18 protein-coding genes are annotated in these 18,574 nt (G+C 40.2%); 4 read left to right on the forward strand and 14 right to left on the reverse strand.

All coding sequences use genetic code 11. The annotated features are described in order from the left end of the window. Positions 1-78 precede the first annotated feature (78 nt). From DI53_RS18210 to DI53_RS18220, 3 genes are read right to left on the reverse strand one after another with little or no spacing between them, the layout of a single operon-like run. Positions 79-1,443, reverse strand: a complete 1,365-nt coding sequence (locus DI53_RS18210) for a RagB/SusD family nutrient uptake outer membrane protein (protein WP_037503317.1) — start codon at positions 1,441-1,443, stop codon at positions 79-81. Positions 1,444-1,453: 10 nt separating this feature from the next. Continuing rightward, positions 1,454-4,645: a SusC/RagA family TonB-linked outer membrane protein gene (locus tag DI53_RS18215; RefSeq protein WP_081939506.1), complete on the reverse strand. Its 3,192-nt coding sequence runs from the start codon at positions 4,643-4,645 to the stop codon at positions 1,454-1,456. 4 nt (positions 4,646-4,649) lie between these two features. Beyond that, positions 4,650-6,074, reverse strand: coding sequence for a TlpA family protein disulfide reductase (locus tag DI53_RS18220; RefSeq protein WP_037503326.1), 1,425 nt, complete (start codon positions 6,072-6,074; stop codon positions 4,650-4,652). A 580-nt stretch (positions 6,075-6,654) separates the two neighbouring features. Here DI53_RS18220 and DI53_RS18225 point away from each other — a divergent pair. Continuing rightward, complete coding sequence (locus DI53_RS18225) at positions 6,655-7,092, forward strand: hypothetical protein (RefSeq protein ID WP_037503329.1); 438 nt, start codon at positions 6,655-6,657, stop codon at positions 7,090-7,092. Between the two features lie 81 nt (positions 7,093-7,173). On the opposite strand, the gene DI53_RS18230 is transcribed toward DI53_RS18225, so the two are convergent. Further along, positions 7,174-7,434 carry a hypothetical protein gene (locus tag DI53_RS18230; protein WP_037503332.1) on the reverse strand — a complete coding sequence of 87 codons (261 nt, stop codon included), beginning with the start codon at positions 7,432-7,434 and terminating at the stop codon, positions 7,174-7,176. Between the two features lie 342 nt (positions 7,435-7,776). Between DI53_RS18230 and DI53_RS18235 the strand changes: the two genes are divergently transcribed. After that, positions 7,777-8,355, forward strand: coding sequence for a hypothetical protein (locus DI53_RS18235; RefSeq protein ID WP_157836802.1), 579 nt, complete (start codon positions 7,777-7,779; stop codon positions 8,353-8,355). Between the two features lie 365 nt (positions 8,356-8,720). Here DI53_RS18235 and DI53_RS18240 read toward each other — a convergent pair whose 3' ends face one another. The 10 genes from DI53_RS18240 to DI53_RS18290 all read right to left on the reverse strand — a co-directional run bounded on the left by DI53_RS18240 (position 8,721) and on the right by DI53_RS18290 (position 17,228). Further along, the gene (locus tag DI53_RS18240; protein WP_037503337.1) at positions 8,721-8,981 is read right to left on the reverse strand and encodes a hypothetical protein; all 261 of its coding nucleotides are present in this window, start codon (positions 8,979-8,981) and stop codon (positions 8,721-8,723) included. Positions 8,982-9,208: 227 nt separating this feature from the next. Continuing rightward, complete coding sequence (locus DI53_RS18245; protein ID WP_037503339.1) at positions 9,209-9,478, reverse strand: hypothetical protein; 270 nt, start codon at positions 9,476-9,478, stop codon at positions 9,209-9,211. Between the two features lie 28 nt (positions 9,479-9,506). Further along, positions 9,507-10,304, reverse strand: a complete 798-nt coding sequence (locus tag DI53_RS18250; protein ID WP_037503341.1) for an SOS response-associated peptidase — start codon at positions 10,302-10,304, stop codon at positions 9,507-9,509. Positions 10,305-10,528: 224 nt separating this feature from the next. After that, positions 10,529-11,706, reverse strand: a protein-coding gene (locus tag DI53_RS18255) for an IS3 family transposase (RefSeq protein WP_241462476.1) whose coding sequence is annotated in 2 segments (ribosomal slippage) — positions 10,529-11,451 and positions 11,451-11,706 — 1,179 coding nt in all. Because the reading frame shifts where the segments join, the coding sequence is not laid out codon by codon here. Positions 11,707-12,251: 545 nt separating this feature from the next. Next, complete coding sequence (locus DI53_RS18265) at positions 12,252-13,157, reverse strand: NmrA family NAD(P)-binding protein (RefSeq protein ID WP_037503346.1); 906 nt, start codon at positions 13,155-13,157, stop codon at positions 12,252-12,254. 41 nt (positions 13,158-13,198) lie between these two features. Then, on the reverse strand, positions 13,199-14,326 hold the full coding sequence (locus DI53_RS18270) for an NtaA/DmoA family FMN-dependent monooxygenase (protein WP_037503347.1): 1,128 nt from the start codon (positions 14,324-14,326) through the stop codon (positions 13,199-13,201). Then, positions 14,323-15,363 carry an LLM class flavin-dependent oxidoreductase gene (locus DI53_RS18275; RefSeq protein ID WP_037503349.1) on the reverse strand — a complete coding sequence of 347 codons (1,041 nt, stop codon included), beginning with the start codon at positions 15,361-15,363 and terminating at the stop codon, positions 14,323-14,325. Before DI53_RS18275 ends, DI53_RS18270 begins: the two co-directional genes overlap by 4 nt. 4 nt (positions 15,364-15,367) lie before the next feature. Then, the gene (locus DI53_RS18280) at positions 15,368-15,790 is read right to left on the reverse strand and encodes an organic hydroperoxide resistance protein (RefSeq protein ID WP_037503352.1); all 423 of its coding nucleotides are present in this window, start codon (positions 15,788-15,790) and stop codon (positions 15,368-15,370) included. A gap of 23 nt (positions 15,791-15,813) precedes the next feature. Then, positions 15,814-16,569, reverse strand: coding sequence for an NADPH-dependent F420 reductase (locus DI53_RS18285; RefSeq protein ID WP_071790528.1), 756 nt, complete (start codon positions 16,567-16,569; stop codon positions 15,814-15,816). Positions 16,570-16,586: 17 nt separating this feature from the next. Next, positions 16,587-17,228: a nitroreductase gene (locus tag DI53_RS18290; protein WP_117624915.1), complete on the reverse strand. Its 642-nt coding sequence runs from the start codon at positions 17,226-17,228 to the stop codon at positions 16,587-16,589. 165 nt (positions 17,229-17,393) lie between these two features. On the opposite strand from DI53_RS18290, the gene DI53_RS18295 reads away from it, so the two are divergent. Next, positions 17,394-17,741 (forward strand): winged helix-turn-helix transcriptional regulator, encoded by a 348-nt coding sequence (locus DI53_RS18295; RefSeq protein ID WP_037503354.1) that lies wholly within the window; start codon positions 17,394-17,396, stop codon positions 17,739-17,741. A gap of 179 nt (positions 17,742-17,920) precedes the next feature. After that, positions 17,921-18,460, forward strand: a complete 540-nt coding sequence (locus DI53_RS18300) for a sugar O-acetyltransferase (protein ID WP_052072567.1) — start codon at positions 17,921-17,923, stop codon at positions 18,458-18,460. Positions 18,461-18,574: the final 114 nt, after the last annotated feature.

Below are 18,574 nucleotides of genomic sequence, written 5' to 3' on the forward strand. Positions count from 1 at the left end.
GAAGCTAAAAAAACTGTAAAAACAGAAGAAGGTGCCTTTTTAGACACCTTCTTTTGCATTAGATTTAGGTTCCAAATATCAATCCCGTTGGTTCTGTTCTACCCCTGACATTTTAATAACTTCCGGTGGCAATGGTAAAGTGTAGTTTTTAGAATTAGGATTCAGCGAATAGCGCTGTCCTCCAATTTCTCGATAAATCGTCACTGCTGTTCTCGGATCTAAGTTTAGGCGCTTAAGATCCAGCCAGCGGACACCCTTAAACAGCATTTCCTTTCTTCGCTCCTCAAGCACAACTTTTAAAGGATCTTCAGATTCATTAATTCGTAATGGAGTGAAGTTTGCGATTCGATGTTGCAATAGTGTAGACAGCAGCGATAGACCGCTCTGCGCATCACCCTTCCTCACGAGACATTCCGCGACAGTCAGGTAGCACTCTGCAATAGTTAATCCATTAAAGAAAATGGCAGAACCATCATAACTACCTCTAAATCCCGGTCGTCCACTTACCTGCCTAAAGAACGCCTGCCTTCGGTAATCTTCTTGTGCATATGAGGCGTATAGTATGCTATCCACTGTAAGCCTTGAAGCGTTCATAGCCGTTGGTGTACCTGCCGCGCAATGAAAAAGTACTTCCTGATTAAATCTAGTGAAAGGAAAACTTGGAGAAAGATTCCAAGTGCTAAGATCGATTAAATCATTGGAAAAGTTGTCCAATGCTAGCGCTGCATAATGCTCTGCCTTTTCATAATTTTGCATGTACAGATATACACGAGACAGTAGTGCCCAGCAACTTATTTGTGATGGACGTGTTTTAAACTCGCTTTCTACAGAACGGAATAATCCCTCGGCACGCTGTAAATCAGAAAGTACTTGCTGAAAGGTTTCCTCTAAGCTTGCTCTTACCGTCACCTCATTCAAACTGGCATGCAGCCGAAGTGGAATACCTAAAACTAACTGATTATCTTTATTAAACTCATAGGCAGGAGCAAATACCAACGCTTGTCTAAAAGTATGCCAAGCTCTAAAAAATAACGCTTGCGCTACAATGTCATCGTATTGTGCGGGATTCGTTTGGCGATCTACTTGCTCCATCCCATCGAGTACCACATTAGCTCTATAAATTACCGAATAAGGTCGATTCCATTCGATTGTGCTAATTGTTCCTCCGTAAATATCAGTAGCCCATATGTAAGCGTTCTGATCGACAGAGCTCCACGAAATAGCCTGCCAACCTGCCGTCGAAATATAGTAGTCATCTGCTTGTGCTTCCTCAATCCAAGCAGTCATCCTATTCATTAGATCAGCCTCATCGAGCAAAGCCTGATAATCTTCCAATTTACTGGGAATGATAAGCTTTTTATCGGGTTTTAATTCTAGGAAGTCGTTCGAACAGCTCATGCAGACGATGAGCATAGCAATATTTATAAAAAAAATAATTTTCATAATTTAAATTTTAGAAGTTGAGTTTAGCTCCTAGCGACCAAGTTCGGACTGGAGGTATGGGATAACTGTAATAGTCGGGATCAACATTTTGCTTATTTGCTGTCCACAATAAAGCCACATTGTCCACATAAGCATATATCTTGAGCGATTTCACTTCCAACATTTTGGGCCTTATGTTATATCCCAATGTGATGTCACGCAGCCTGATATGATCCCCCTTTAGCACAAGATCATCAGACACCTGATAAGCGACATCGCGCATCATACTTACGCCCACTTGCGGCATTGATGGAACTATGGTAGAAACCTCGTCCCCTGGCTCTCTCCATCGCCGATTAAAATCCACGTTGCCCAGACCATTTTCAAAAAGTTCCTGATAGGAAATGCTGCTTAATTTAAAATAGTGACCAAGTTTGTAGTTCACGGAAAACCCGACTGACCAGCCTTTGTAAACAATTGTTGGAATTAGCGATCCAAAATGCTTCGGAAGAGCAGGTCCATGGTAGATCAAATCATCCACCGTTACGACGTTCCATAGATTATCATAATCTGTAAAGATTTCATTGTTGATCAGCAGTCTGGGATCACCTGTTACTGGATCCAAGCCTGCTGAGGGTAAGCTGTAAACCGCGGAACGGGGCATTCCTTCTAAAGGGGGCGTATAAGGTCCCAAGAACGAACTTATATGATCGGTAAATTCATAGGAGGTCACTTCATCGAGATTGTAGCTATACAAGGTTCGCAGATTGACCGAAAGGTCATTCCATGACTTTTGAAAGGCAAGATTGACATCAACACCTTTTGTGGTAAGTGAAGAACCGTTTCCAATAAAAGCGCTTCGACCTCCCACAGAAAAACCAATGGTTGGATTAAGAGGTAATTGACCTATTAAATCGGTTGCATCCTTTACATAATAATCTACGCTACCGGCTACTAAGTTATTCCATAAACCAAAATCAAGTCCCAAGTTCAATGTTCCTACTTTTTCCCAACGAAGATTTGGATTCGGCGGAGTCTGCAATTGAATATGCCTTAGTCCAGTAAGTGAGGAAGTCGTGTATATTCCTGTAGCGAAAGCAGTCAAACTTTTATTGACATTACCGCTATAGCCATAGCTGGCTCTAAGCTTTAACTGCGAAAAGATATCGTTATTTAACCAATCTTCTTCCTTATCAATTAACCACCCCATCCCCGCAGACCACAATGGAACACCTCGCTGATTACTTTCGACCCCAAATAAATTTGAGGCATCTTTTCTAAGACTAAATGATGCTAGGTATTTGTTATTATATAGATAATTGAAGTTACCGTAGTAAGACAGAAATCTGTCTGTCAATGCCGATCTAAAATCGGTAGTGGGTATCCGATCTGAGTATCCAGCTGGGCTAACGACAAAGAAATTTTCATAGTCAACTCTTGAAAAGGTAAGTTGGTCATCGTCGTATCCATAGGTACGTCCGGTTACAGATTTTAATTGGTTTTCACGAACCTCCATTCCAGCAACACCATCTATTGTATGTTTTCCCCATTGATGATTGCCGCTTAGCTGAAGTCGGAAGGAATGCGCGATTCCTTTTTTGCCTGTCTCATCTAAAATATCGCCAAGCGGAATTGGAAAACTGTATGAGTTTCCACTGAGTTGCGCATAGCGATTAATCAGATCCCTTGTAGAATATAGTTGATTCCCATACAATAAATCTGTTGATAGAAGTTGTGAATCATATTGATATCTACCTTCGATGTTCAGGTAAGGAAAAATACTATATTTCAAAGCTGTATTAATTCGAATGTCTTGTTCGGAATTTCGGTTAGACATATTTCCTAGATCATCAAGCGGATAGAATTCCCAATTCTGTAAACCTGTTTGTTCTGCACCTATAACAAATGACCGACGGTAATCGCGCCAGACTGGAAGTGCCGATCCATTTTCATCTGCGAGTTTTGCGTAAGGATATGTCGTCCTTGCCCCTCCAAAAAGAGACCGAACAATCTCGTTGTCAAAACGCTGTGATGAAGCTATAAAAGAAGTCGTATTGCTAAGTTCCAATTTGGGAGTCAATTTAAACATGGAGTTCAAATTCAGGGTGGTTCTACCCGATCCGGTGCCTCTAATCTGAGCTCGTCCAAAATCTTGTCCCACTGAAGCATTGAAATTATAGTTCTCGCCACCACCACGTAAATTGACCGAGTATTGTTGATTTACCACCGGCTGATAGACATGTCTAGAAAGTTCGGTTCGCAGATCATTATTGTTTAACACAGCAAGTTGTTCATTCAAAAACCCTTCAGTTATTACTCCATCACGTTGAGCAATCAGTAGTTCTACTGCGGGTGATAGCAGAGGGTATGTTGGATCTTGTTCCCGATTCTCATAAAAGCCTTGATCAAAAAGAAATCTTTCAACATCAATGTAATTTTTGCTGTCGAGATAATTTCTATACAAGAATAGATTTGACTTCTCACCTATCGTACTATTCGCGTTAAATTCTACAGCAATCTTTTCACCATATCGCCCCTTTCGAGTATTGATAACAATTACACCATTGCCTGCTCGAGCTCCCCAAATCGCCGATGCCGAAGCATCTTTTAATATGGACACACTTTCAATATCATTAGGATTAATGTTTGACAGATCACCTTCAAATGGGAAGTTGTCCAAAATAATTAAAGGGTTCGCGTCGGAATTTATAGTGCTCCTCCCCCGTACGGACAATTCTGTCTGACCTTCTGTTCGACGATCAAATAGAACAGCATTGCTCATATTTTCTAGTCGGCTTACGATATCTGGGCTAACCCTCCTATCAAGGATATTTTTATCGATTAAATCAATCGACCCTGTTGCATTTCGTTTACTAAATTGCTGGTAACCGGTTGTTACTTCCACAGCATCAATTGACGAAGATAGTTGTTCAAGAACTACATTCACTTTACTTCGATTACCAAGGTTAAACATTTTAGTCTTGTAACCGATTTTCGATACTCGCATTTCTTCACCTTTCCGAAAAATCGAGGCAGAAACGGTAAAATAACCGTTAACATCACTTTTGTAGGTGGCTTTTGTTGACAAATACAGAATGTTGGCATTGTCTATCGGTTTACCTAAGGTATCCACGATACGCATACGAACGTCTTCACTTTGAGCAAAGGACAAACAGGGTATTATAAAAAGAAAAATAAAAAATAGGTAATATGCTTTGTTCATGAGTTTAATTGGTTACTGGTTTAATATTTGGCCGGAATTCTAGTACTTCAATTTCTCTAGTCTCAAGAGATAAGGAGAAACCTACGCTTTCCAAATAGGTCTTGGTTTTTGCAAAACCATGATCGCCAAGAAAAAGGCGTAGGTTCATTCCTTCACCTATTCCGGTGTTATCGATAATGTAGGAAGTTCCGGTATGAAAGTTGAAATTCATTGCTTCAACAAATGGTTGTAGCATTTGATTGCTGTAGCGTAGGATATCATTCTGCTCACGAACATTAGCCTCTTCACTAGAGAATGGGATTTTCGAACTGTCAGCGACAGTGATAATCCAACAGGGAACACCCCGCCTAACTATTGAAGCAGAAAATGCGTACCGCTTGGAAAAGAAGCGATTTAGCTCTTCCATTGCCATAGCGTTGATATCTTCCTTCATATATCCTGGAACCACCAATTCGTAGGAATACAGATGAGATTGATCCATTGAGTCGTCGGGATTTAGGTTAATCAGCTTTTTTACATTTTCATCCGCGAACACCGTACGACTATTAAGTACCAATTCGTAATTGAATCGGCGAGCGACGTTTTTAAAAAGGTCTGCTGGGGATAGATTGACATGTCTAATAAAATATCTATCGCCCTCTAACTCACCCTGAATGTTTGCTACAACACCGGGAAGATAACCAGTTAATGTAGAGTGGTAAAGTAAATCAGGTAAGTTCCCGCCATTCCCATCAACAAGCAACGGGATAGTATTGTCGTAAGATGTGTTGTACAGCTTCTCAGGCAATTTTTTAATTGAACCAGACATAACGCCCGCTACAGTATTCATAGTGATGGCATTCCCTCCAGTGATGGCAAATACCTTTCCGTCCTTTATCCATATTTCATGCGGTACGCTAAACATTGGAAAGTACTTGGTTAAAATAGTACCCTCTACGACGGTGAGAAAATCTAAATCCTTTCCCTCTAAAAAGGTCTCAATTTTTTCTCTTTTTTGGCTTGTTATAGGGATTGGCTGAAAATCAGAACCAACCTCATGAGCAATCCCTTCAATTTTTGGAATTAGTTTAAGACATGGCACGCACACGGTATTCCAGAAATCCAGTAATATCAATGATCGATCACGGTAATCATCCAGCTTGATGACCTCTTTACCATCTTCATGATTTAAAACATTTAAGGGAAGATTCCACAGTTCTTCAGGAATGGAATCACCAATCCTAAGAGCCTTTACATCTAGCGGCTCAGAACCAACTAATGAATGTTGATCCTGAGCTTGTGCTAGAGGCATCCTAAACAACAAAAAATTTAATACCAGGAATATGACAGATAATTTAAAACTGATTTTCTTGGGTAAATAACGTTTAAAAGATGTTCTTTTATTTTCGAAATTTTGGACATAGCAGTCCCTTTTGCGTGTTTGTAGCATTTAAATAATTTAGGGATGGTCGCAAATTGACAGCAATTATTAGCTGGGTCGACTTATTTGCGACTATCTTGACAAAAAAAATTCAGGAAAAAAAACGGCAACACACTGGGCTTAAAAATTTATCGAAACTAGCGTGCCGTGTAGTAAGCATCAAAGGTTACTCTGGCGCGGTAATGATGTTTTTAAGTAATCGTTTCTTTAAGCTTTTCATTGCAAAAATTTTGGTTAGAATATATTCGAGCAATGAATCTAGGAGATAAAGATATAATCTAGAGTTGGATCCTACTTTATTCTCTTACAGAAGGCCCTAGGAAGCCGTACAGCGAGAACAAGAGAAGAACCCAACTCTAAATTTGGTCTAGCAAATATAGAAATTGGGCTCTCAACTCATGAATCTCGGCCGTTGAAAATTTCCTAGGTTCTCTGTAGCAAGATTCAGTGTCAATAGCCACTAAATTACATTAAACACAATCAATTATGCATTTAATACAACTCAAAAATACATCATTAATTCGATTTTTACAAATTTTTAAGGGTTATAATTTATTATTTATCCAATAAATGTGACGTAAAATGTCACATGGAAAAAATTGATCGGTTATCATTGTTCATTTTGAATAAAGTTCGTTTAATTAGATTAATTAATGGAAAATCAGCGTATCAAATCTCTTTAGAACTTGGCAGAAGTAGCAATTATGTAAACAATATCGAAAGTTCTTCGCAATCCAATAAATATAATTCTGCCGATTACCCACTATTAGCTGAGATTTTCAATTGTTCGATTTCGGATATCCTCCCGCCAAATGACTGGCCTAAGAGCAGCTCACATGAAAAAGTTGAAAAATACGTGAAATCTATGGTTGATGAGAACTTTGTAGAGCAAATACTGATGGGAATAAAAGAAAGTGCTCATTCAAATATCCTGTTGGACGAGAAAGCCTTATTAAAACATTTGAATGTGGTGAATGATGAGGAGAAAAAAGTCGTGCGATTAGTCTTGAATAGAATCGAAAAATAAGGATATAAATTGATTGAGCTTCGTCCAATTCAAAAACTGATTGTAATATCAAGACTAAGATTACAGTTATGCCGTAATACCCTATTTTTTCATTTTTCTATCTTGCTGCTGCTTCCAAATCCAGTAATCTTGCATTTGCATATTTTGATATCTTTGGTAGGCATCTCCTTGTAACCGCTCCCGACGACGCCGATCGTATCCTTTGACGGTTACCCAAATAAAAATAACCCAAACGCTAAGAGCCATTAGTAAAAAAGGATATCCCTGTTTATTGGCAAGCGCAGCAAAAGTAAATATTGTAGAAAGAATGCTTGTCAAACATAAGCGTAAGAAGAATTTCATAGTGTTAGCTTTAGTTTATTCCTAAATATACGAAATAAAAAATAGAAAAACAACACAAAACATAGATTACCAACACATTAACCTTTATTACTCACGAATCATCAGCTATTTCACACGTTTAAGCTGGACTCGTATCAAGAGATATTATAAATCCAACGCCACACTTTTCCGATTTTTACTAGCTTGGCCGGAATACAGATAAAAATATGAGCGTCCTCTCACAGTTCAATAAGATTTATCTATTTTTGTTTCGTCGACATCTATACCTTAAGCGAATTGATTACAGTATCCAAATACAGACAGCGAAAAAAAGTGCAAAAGCCCGACGTCATTATGTCTAGGATGGACTACGTAATTATTAGCCAAGTTGTGAAGCTATTGCAACCTGCAATATTAACAGATGAAGAGCTATCATTCCTTTTGGGAAAACCAAACAATTATGTCTTCAGCTTTATTATGGATCCTAGTGACAAGAGACGCTTTACAGAGGCGCAATTAGACATTCTTCCCTTTTTACTAAATTGTACGTACAGCGATCTTATACCGAACGACACACCTTCTGGTGAAATACAGCTCTTTGACACCAATAGGATTGAAAGCAAGAAGGAAACAACGTTTGTACATTCCATAGATGATGCAACTAATCGTATACGGATCACATGGAAAAAAGAAAAACTTAAATCCGGAAGTTTCCGGCGTAACAATGAATTATTGATCTCTTCGTTACAAACTTGGATAAAAGCTGGCTACTTTAATAAAGGTCGTAATGGACTCGAAATTTGCACAGCGTTGAAGCATTCTTGTAAATTTACATTTAGCGTTAGTGACCTCGAGAAAAGCCTAAAGGTACTTTCAGGTAAGAGGCGACAATTACTTGATAAAAAAATTGTACATGGAATGATCAACTACTTCGCTACATAAGGTTAAGATCGGTATCAATTCATCTAATCGATTCGCTATCGGAACAATTAGCCAGAACCTTTCACAAAGATTTAACACAAAGAATTTGTAATGAGCACCAATGTACTTATTTTTGTGCTGAGAATTAATGTTTGTCAGGCGGCCGATTTATATTGCGAATCATCTAGCTGACGAACCGTGGCAGACAACTCGGGATAGGTTTGGTGTCATTTGCTGTGTATATTACGCCTTTCCCATTGTCTGACTGGAAAAAAATAACATATCGCAAATATCCCATACTCGATCACTATATACTTCTCGAATCAAATACCTGATTCAATCATCGTAGATTACTACAGAAAGACATTTTGCAATGACGTTGCCTCTTAGAGCCGATACCGCAGCGAAATAGCCCTATAAATTTCCTGAGCTAGCAGCTGATCATGATTTGATCCACTAAAGTACCATCTTCCCTCACGTAGAACAAGCAATTGAACCTGTCCATCAAGTAAAATCTTGATTTCCATATCTTCTTTGCGAAGGCCCCTCTGCAATACCTGAAAACTATAATCCTGTCCCTTATATGATACGCGTAAAGATTGCCCTTTGTAGGGATAGCTGTTCGATGTTCCGACTGTCTCTTCCATAGTTCTCGTCTTCGAAATTACGAAATATCCTAAAAGTATTAGTAAACAAAATTTTATTATTATCCTCTTAGCTAATCCCTAGTTATTTGATCGAAAATGTCCTTGAGTTATCATAGTTAGCAAAGAACACGAACTAACTTTCTTGATCTTTCATTCGCTTTCTATTTTGCCAGCTCGTTTAGGATCGAAATAGCTTAGACCGCATCCATTTACCTAGTGTTCGTTGGTTAGATACATCCCTGCAAAAATACTGTACCAATTAAATAATCCTCATAAATATCTGTGATAGCATCATCAATTAACAGAAAATGAGGCTCATGAAGCGGAATCGAAAGCCTGCTCATAAACTCGCTATCTAAATCCATCAATTCTGTAATGTCAATATTCTGAGGATACCAAACCGGATCGTCCTCGGTTAAGGGAGATACAGATGTAAGCGTATTATATCCTCGGTCTCTTAGCACAATCAAAACCTTCCTAGTCAGCGTTACAAACATACCGCTTTGATTAAAAGGCTTTTTTAATTTAAAATAACGACTGCTGAGGAGAATCCTGCCCCAAAGAAGGTAGTCCTTCCCATCCGAAAGGTTCGTAACGATGTTTACCGTCGGGTCGCTCGGGATAGCCGCGCAGGGTATATACGGGATAGGCCTCAAGCGCACTGCTGGGCATCTCAAAATTAAAGATGGGCAGCATTTCCTCTTCAGAAATATCATTTAGCCATTGCTTCTCTAAATCTTCCGGAAGAAATAAAGGCATACGATGCTTTTTGGGTCCATCATTATGAATTGTTGCCATAACATCGTTTGCTGATCGCGTCAGCATACCGAAACTTCCCACTTTGCGAATTTCTCCATGTTCATCCACCGTCTCATGCCACTGGTACAAACCGGGAATAAAAAACAATTCACGACCAGCCTCACCGATATAATAAGGTACCTTTTTCTTCCAGCCATTAATCTTACGATGCTCAAAGGTTCCGGATACCGGAATCAAACAACGTTGGTTACGCACGCGGTACCAATATGACTTATGATCCTCTAAAATACGTTCGCTTCGGACATTGACCATATTACGCCTGCGATCAGCCTGCTCCTTGGGATCTTTCAGATATGTTGGTAGTACACCCCATTCCATTTCCGTAAGACCTAAGCCCGTTCCTTCCTTATCTTTATAAATAATGGGATACTTTAGAAAAGTGATTGCTTGTACGTTTCCGAAATAGACATAGTTGTAATCAAAGTCGTAGCGCTCATCACGCAAAGTTTTAAAGATGGTTTTAGCCAGTTCGATATCGGTATGGAGTGAAATATCCCAGCACATAATGAAGTGTTTAGTTGACTAACAAACGAAATATAAGAAACATTACCGTAATCCAATCTTGGCCGTTACACATGTGAAATCAATCCGGCGCTAAATCAAGTCGTTACCGTGTCATACTAGATTAAATTCATATGTACGCTTCGGTAAAACCTTTACAGTGTTATGATGTCAAAAAAGCAATACCATAGTAAATCTGGAATTGCAACAAAAAAATGGACATTTAGTTAAGCTGCAATATTTTGTTCATTAAGTTTTCTTCCAAACTCTTCGGGGGACATAAATCCTAATGCAGAGTGCATTCTTTTTCTGTTATACCAGAGCTCTATGTATTCAAATACCACAATCGCTGCCTGATGTTTATCTACGAACTTGTTCCGGTATATACATTCAGCTTTGAGCGTCTTAAAGGAGCTTTCAGCGACTGCATTGTCCCAGCGATTTCCCTTTCTGCTCATGCTTCTTATAATTAGCGGGTTTCGTTCTAATAAACTCCGGAATTCATTGCAAGCATACTGAATCCCTTGATCTGAGTGGAATATCAGTTCTTGTGTTATCGGTCTGTTTTTTTGCGCCATGCTGAATGCTGGAATTACGGTGTCAATGGCCTTCATTGTTGCACTTAAAGCCCAGCCGATTACTTTCCTATCACCCAAATCTATAACCGTTGTCAGATATAACCATCCTTGTTTTGTTCTAATATAAGTGATATCGGATACCCAGACAGCTCCTAAGATCCCTGTTTTGAAATTACGATCCAGCTTATTTTCCGGTACAGTAAATTTGTGATTAGAATCGGTAGTCACCTTGAATTTCTTCTTCACTATACTTCGTAAATGGATCCTTTTCATTATTCTGGCTACTTGGGGTCTAGAGACTTTAATCCTCTTTTGGTTCAAAGCCTTTGTAATTCTGGGGCTTCCATATCTACCTTTACTCTCCTGAAAAGCTTTCCGTATTTCCTGCTCAAGCATTTGGTTCTCCGTACTACGACGTGATGGTGTACGCTTCAACCAAGTGTAAAATCCGCCTCTACTTACTTTAAATACGGCGCACATCTTCTCGATGGAAAATATCCTGCAGTGATCCGCTATGAACCCGAATATTTGCCCTCGTTCTTGGAGAAGATGCTTACTGCCTTTTTTAAGATGTCGCGCTCCATTTGCGTTTCGCGCAGTTCTTTCTTTAGCCTCGCTACTTCCTGCTCGGCTTCTGTCAATATTACTTTCCCGTTTCCAGGAAAGCTACTACCGGCCTTACTTAAATATTCTTTACGCCATCGATAAAGCAACGATGGCTGGATATCAAATTCTTTGGCCAGAGCTGTTAAATCATTTCTGGTATTACTCAGTTCAACGCTCATCAGCTTGAACTCTTCGGGGTACGTTTTTCTTAATCTTGACATAAGGCTGTTAAGTTATTAAATTCCCTTAACTTATTGTCTGTTCAAATGTTGCAACTCCATGATATACAAAACTTTCATTAATGTTCTTCAGTAAGTTGTCGTAATTCCCGTTGTATAGGTCGATCAATAGATCTTTTACAATCCTTCTTTTAGGGGAATTGTCACAATCATTTGGGGCTGTAATCTTCATATCACACAATTTTTAATTAGCTTTTAATATTGCAAACATAAGATATAAGAAATTAAAGAAACTTGCCTTGTGATAGGTAATTACATTCGTTTTCTGAGACAATAACATGTAGGGGATTTTTTCTACAATGGATGATGGATCTTTTGGATAATTTTTGTTGTCGATAATTTTTGATTGAATACTTCAGGCAACGACTTTCGGACATGATCTTGTTTAGGAAGCATTTAATACACACTAGCAAAAACAAAAATCAGTTAAAGCACAGAAACATCTATCTCGTGCTGGTTCATCTCCAATACTTTCAAAAATTTTGCTCACAGCCGAAATGCTTGATCTATGAGCAAAAGTAGAACCACTATTTTTGATTCGCCGAGGCTATCAGCAAGTCTTTATTTTCGAGTAAATAATCTTTAACTGTTTTCGCAGGTCTCCCCAAGATATACGGAATATCATTTTGAACCATGGACATATACGACATTCTTCCATCAAGCATTTGTCTAACAAATTCGATGTTTGCGCTTGCGTACCAATGGTCAGCACCGTTAGCTATCCATGTTTCAATCAGTTCTTTAAACTCTTCAAGTCCTTTTTCTTCGCACTTGATTTCAAGTCCGGTCACGTCGCTCATCAGCTGTGCAATTTCTTTTCCATTATGGCTTTCGACACTCAACCAATAATCCTTGTTGGCGTGCAGCCTCGGGCCATCCACAAGAACTTTTGCGGCAACGGCAGCAATATCACTAGCCGCAATATAACCAACCCTGCGATCTTCCCAGTAAGTGGTATAGGTAAAGTTTTTTGGTAGGTAAGCACCCGTAAGGGCTTCCATAAACATATTGGGATGGAGGTGTGTCCATGCCATACCGCTTGCCTCAATGTATTTTTCGATCATTTGATGCCAAGCAAAGTGAGCATCAGTTGTATCCCATTCAGCGAAGACGCCCACATGTACAATATGACTAACACCTGCTTTTTTCGCTGCATCCACTAATGTTTTACTCTGCGTGAGCATGCCAACCGTGTATCCCGTTAAAAGAAATACGCTATCAACACCGGCAAGAGCAAAAGCAAACGTTTTCGGATCATCAAGGTCAAGAAACTTGCAGTCTTTTCCTTCGGCTAAAATTCGCTCTACCTCGTTCTGCTTACGAGATGTGATCCGAATATTAACAGGTTTATCTTCTAGGTCTTTAACCAGTTGTCTCCCGATTGTTCCACTGGCACCTAAGATCAGTACTGTGTGATTTTGCTTATTTTCCATTTGAGGTTGTTTTTGTTTTAAATGTTAATGTCCAATGATCCTTATCCGATTTTTCTAAATGCTGGCTTCGGAATCTCCAGATGTTCTCTTAAGGTATCGCCTTCATAATCAACCTTAAAAACACCGCGCTCCTGTAGGATCGGAACCACCAGTTCGATAAAATCCCCCAATCCATGGGGGTGGTCCTGCCTGACCATCAGCATATCCATCGCACCGGATTCATACCATAACTGCACCTGGGCGGCGACCCGCTCTGCCGAACCAAAGAAGAGCGGTACAGGTATGCTGTTCCTGGGATTAAATGCTAGCAATTGCTTGTATTTAGCCACAGCTTCTTCATCGGTATGGCCTACGATTGGATTTTGGCTGGTGATCACAATAAAGTCCTCCGGGCGACGTCCTTTTACGGTTAGCTGTGCCCTGATGCCATTTGCTACTTGCCTGGTGGCTTCCATTGTCTGACCATGTATAAATGCTCCGTCGGTATAGCTTGACGCATGACCCATAAAGGTGGCCGAACTGCCAGCGGTATAAAGTACCGGCCTGCCCTGCGCCGAACGGCTCAGGTTTAAAGGTCCATCGACCGAAAAATATTTTCCCCGGTAATTGAGCGTATGCATTTTACCAGGATTCAGGTAGATACCACGTTCCTTGTCGCGGATGAACGCATCATCCTCATAAGTATCCCAGAGCCCAATCAGGATCTCCATGAATTCCTTGTTCATCGGGTATTGATCAGCCTTGGTTAAATGACCGCGACTGAAATTGACCATGCCGCCGGGATTGGATGTCACTGCGTTCACCGAGGCCCGCCCTCTACTAATCTTATCGAGAGACAGAACCTGTCTGGCCACGTTGTAAGGATCCGTATAGGAAGTAGCAATGGTGGCTGACAAACCAATCTTCTCCGTTTTCATGCTAAGGGCCGACATGATGGTCGACCCTTCGAACATGCTGAGGTAATGCGGGATATTGCCCGGCCCCACATGGCTAACATCGACCAGGAAAAGCGTATCGAACTTTGCAGCCTCGGCGAGTTGCGCCTGCTGCACATAATAATCTATATTTTCACTGGCGTCCGTGGGCATATCCGGATGCTGCCACCCCACAAAGTTCCAGCCGAGGCCATCAATATTTGCAGCTAGCTTTAATTTTTTCCTTTCACTCATTTTGCATTTTTTTGGTCAGCACGGGAAGCTTCCGAATTGATATCGTCCATAATCTCCGAAAAAAGTTTAATCGACTTTATCCGGTCTTTCTGGCTGTGTGCAGGGCTTACAACAATCAGTTCGTCAACTTTAGTCTCGTTCAGAAATGCCTGCAAGTGTTCTTTTACAGTTGACTTGCTACCTACGAAGGAATATTTCAGCATTTGATATACTGCCGGGTGTTGCAGCATAGCTCTCAATTCCTCTGTCATGGCAGTTGGAGGATGCAGTGCAGTTGTGGTTCCGGTAAGTACCCCAAAGAACATCCTAATCAATGTGGTAAATAAACGTTCGGCTTGCTCATCTGTATCTGCAACAAATACATTGATCCCCGCTATCGTGTAAGGGCTTTCTAAAGCTGCAGATGGTTGGAATTCTTCGCGGTAAATTTGCAGGGCGTCAAGTAAATGCGTAGAGGCAAAGTGGCTTGCAAATGCATAAGGCAAGCCTTTTTGGGCTGCTAAGTGTGCACTGTCGGTGCTAGATCCCAATATATACAGGGGTACATCAGTTCCTTCCGCGATAGCTGCCCTCACCTTTGAACCACTATTGCCAGGAGAAAAGTAATTTTGAATTTTCTCAATTTCTTTAGGGAAGGAATGAGCAGCCTGAATGAAATCTGACCGGATAGCCTGGGCAGTTGCCATGTCTGTGCCAGGTGCCCTCCCCAGACCCAGATCGATGCGTCCAGGATACAAATGTGCCAGCGTACCAAACTGTTCAGCAATAACCAATGGAGAATGATTGGGTAGCATGATGCCACCCGAGCCTACCTTGATGGTTTCGGTGTTTTCAGCCACATATCCGATCAATAGTGACGGCGAATTACTGCCTATATGCTCCGAATTGTGATGTTCGGCAAACCAGATCCTTTTATAGCCCATCGCTTGCGCTTCTTTGGCCAATGCTAGGGAATCATTCAGCGTCTGTTTGATGTTACGGCCCTGTGGTACAAGTGCCAATTCTAGAATGGAATAACCAATACCTTGAGTTTCCATCTTTTTAATTGTTTGTCGTAACAAGTCTTACCTCAATATTATTTCTGGTAGCATTGGAGTAGGGACATACCTGATGTGCGCGTTCGGTGAGCCGCCTGGCTTCTTCAATGGATACATCTGGAATATTTACTGCCAGTTCTACTTCCAGGCCAAATGCACCGCCTTCTAAAGGTCCTATTGATACCTTTGCAGTAACGGACGTTTCACCAGTATTTACTTTTTCCAAACGAATAGTGTGGTTCAGTGCGCTATCAAAACAGGCAGCATACCCCCCTGCAAATAGTTGCTCTGGATTTGTGTAATCATCGCTGGCACCGCCCATGGCTTTAGGTGCTCTTACCTGTAGGTCTAAAACTCCGTTATCACTTTTTACCTGGCCATTTCTACCTCCTGTAGCAGTAGCCTCTGCCGTATATAATACTTTCATTATTATCTCCTTTTAAATATTATCTATTCTCTTATCCCCATCTCATGTAAACGGTTACCTGCTAAAATCTCTTCGTACGAAGGCCAGGAATCTAATTTTCTTAAGTTGTCCATTATAAAATCCCGGATTGCAGGGGCTTTTCCTTTTTCGGCGTTAGCAAGTGCCTGTTTCAGTTCGGCTTCATTCAATTCCGTACAGTAGGCTGGCGTACCGGGCTGCTGTCTCCAGGATTCGGAAAGACTTCCGCCATCAACGGTATCAAAACCTGTGACATCAACCAGTTGAGCAACTACTCTCTTATGTTCGGGGTTATCTCCGGCTATAGAAATTGCAACTCTAGCTAATGAGCCAGCTGGTTTGCCTTTGTGTTTCAAGGTGCCTTCCAGCATATTATTGAACACCTTTACAATCGGGCGATCAAGTATTTTCGAAATATATTCGCTTTCAGATAGCTGCTCCAGCTCTGTAATCTCACCGTCCCTGAACGGATAATAGTTTGAAGTATCCATCACTACCACGTCCTGAGGAACTTCTTTTAATAAGTTCTTTGGCAGATCTTTATAGGCATTGAAGGGCATAGAGAATATGATGGCATCTACGTCTTTGACTACCTCCTGTATGGTTGCTGCTGTTGCGCCCAAACTGGCTGCTATTTTTTCCAGTTCAGACATTTCTCTGGTGTTGGTCACTTTTACATCATGTCCTGCCTGAGCAAATTTTTCAGCTAGGATACTTCCTATCGCACCCGTTCCGATAATTCCTATTTTCATATTTTTCATAATTCTATTAGTGATTTTTATTGGTGAAAAGTGACATTATGGGAGATTGGATCCCGTTCCATTTTAAACGAATTGCCCGGTGCATTCGGGTCGGCATAACCAAACGATATTCCAAATAACATTTTAAGTTCGTCTGGCACGTTCAATATTTCCCTTATAGTACCGGCAAAAAAACCCAATGCTGTCTGCGGGATACCAGTAAGACCATGGGCTGTAAGAGATAAGAGAAACGTTTGCCCATACATTCCTATATCTCCGCCTACCCGAACATTGTCGCCAAAAGACGGCATGAATGGTATAGCGATATGCGGCGCATTAAAAAAATTATAATTTTGATCCGAAACTTCTTTTCGTCCTTCTTTGTCGTCACGTTTAACATCAAATGCTTCATACATTGTTTTACCCAGGTTAAAGTAACGCTCCTTGTAGCGGCCATGGTATTCATTCGTATCGAAAGTAAAGTCCGGTGACAACCGCTCCGCTTCGTTTTCTCTTAATAGTGCCTCGGCCAGTTCTTTCAATTTATCTCCGGAAACAATATGTGTTTCCCACGGTTGGGTGTTGCAATTAGAGGGCGCCAATTGTGCATCTTCTAATACGGAAGTAATGATCGGATCTGGCACTGGTGTATCTAAAAAACCACGGCAGGATTTTCTCAAACGAAGTACTTATTTAAACGCATCAGTATTTGGCTTTATTTCTTTTAGTGTTTGCATAAAAACAGATGTTTTATCAAGTTAAGATGCGAATCTAGAAACAAAATGCTTTACTTTGTATAGTGCTTTCCAAAAGGAAAGTGATTTATTATTTTTAAAAGACAATTTATGCCATTAAAGAGAGGATATAACGATTGCATAAAAACCATCATACCTGTGCGTGATTTTTTGGATGTGATGAGTGGGAAGTGGAAATTTCCAATAATAGTATCTATTGGGGTAGGCAATGATAGGTTTGTGGACATCCAAGAAAGTATCCCTGGTATCACTCCAAAAGTTCTAGCTAAAGAGCTGAAGGAGCTGGAAAAACATCAACTTATTAAAAGAACTGTACTAAGTGAGTATCCAGTAAAGATTATTTACACTCACGAGCCATATGCCGATACGTTAACACCTATTATTTACGCAATGAAAGATTGGGGAATAAACCATCGCAAAAAAGTGATAGGCACTTAGATCGAATAATTCGCTAAACGCCTCATAATTTCATAAGTTATTCAAAAGATTGATGTAGCGGTGAATACCTTCGTTTTTTGAGACAAAGTAATGTCATTAGCTTTGTGTGGGGTTTTAAATTGTTCTAAGTTTGAAATCACGTTTTTCGTAGTACTTTTGATAAATATATTGGACATAAGATGATTAAAGAAGTTATAACTGTAGAATACGTGCGCGGTGATGCTAAATTATCAGACGCATTTGCGCGTGCGGGAGAGATCTTGCATCAATTTAATTCAGCTAAGTATAGAGATGAAGACAAAAAGAAGTTACTTCTTACCGAGTTATTAGGTACTGTAGGTGAGAATGCCCACGTCGAGCACAATTTCCATTGCGATTTGGGAAAAAATATTCACTTAGGATCCAATTTTTATGCTGGATTTAACTGTACTATACTTGATATCGCTCCCGTCCATATCGGGGATAATTGTCTAATAGGTCCAGATGTTGGCATATATACCGCCGGTCACAATATAAATCCTTTTGATAGACATAAAACTGGACATGCTAAATCCATTTGTATCGGAAATAATGTATGGATTGGCGGGCATTCGACTATATTAGCAGGTATTACTATTGGAGACGGATCGATAATCGCAGCAGGCAGTGTAGTTACGAAAGATGTCCCAAGTAATGTTGTTTTTGCAGGTAATCCTGCTAAAGAGATTAAGAAAATATAGGTTCAATTTTTTTTGGATTGTTGAGAGTTAACAATTGGATACTTACTTAAAAGCGTACGAAATTGGCATCTTGTGACGTTTATTTTATATAAAAATAACGGTATCCGTTCGTTT

This window comes from Sphingobacterium deserti (genome assembly GCF_000757725.1).
Classification (GTDB): Bacteria; Bacteroidota; Bacteroidia; order Sphingobacteriales; family Sphingobacteriaceae; genus Sphingobacterium; species Sphingobacterium deserti.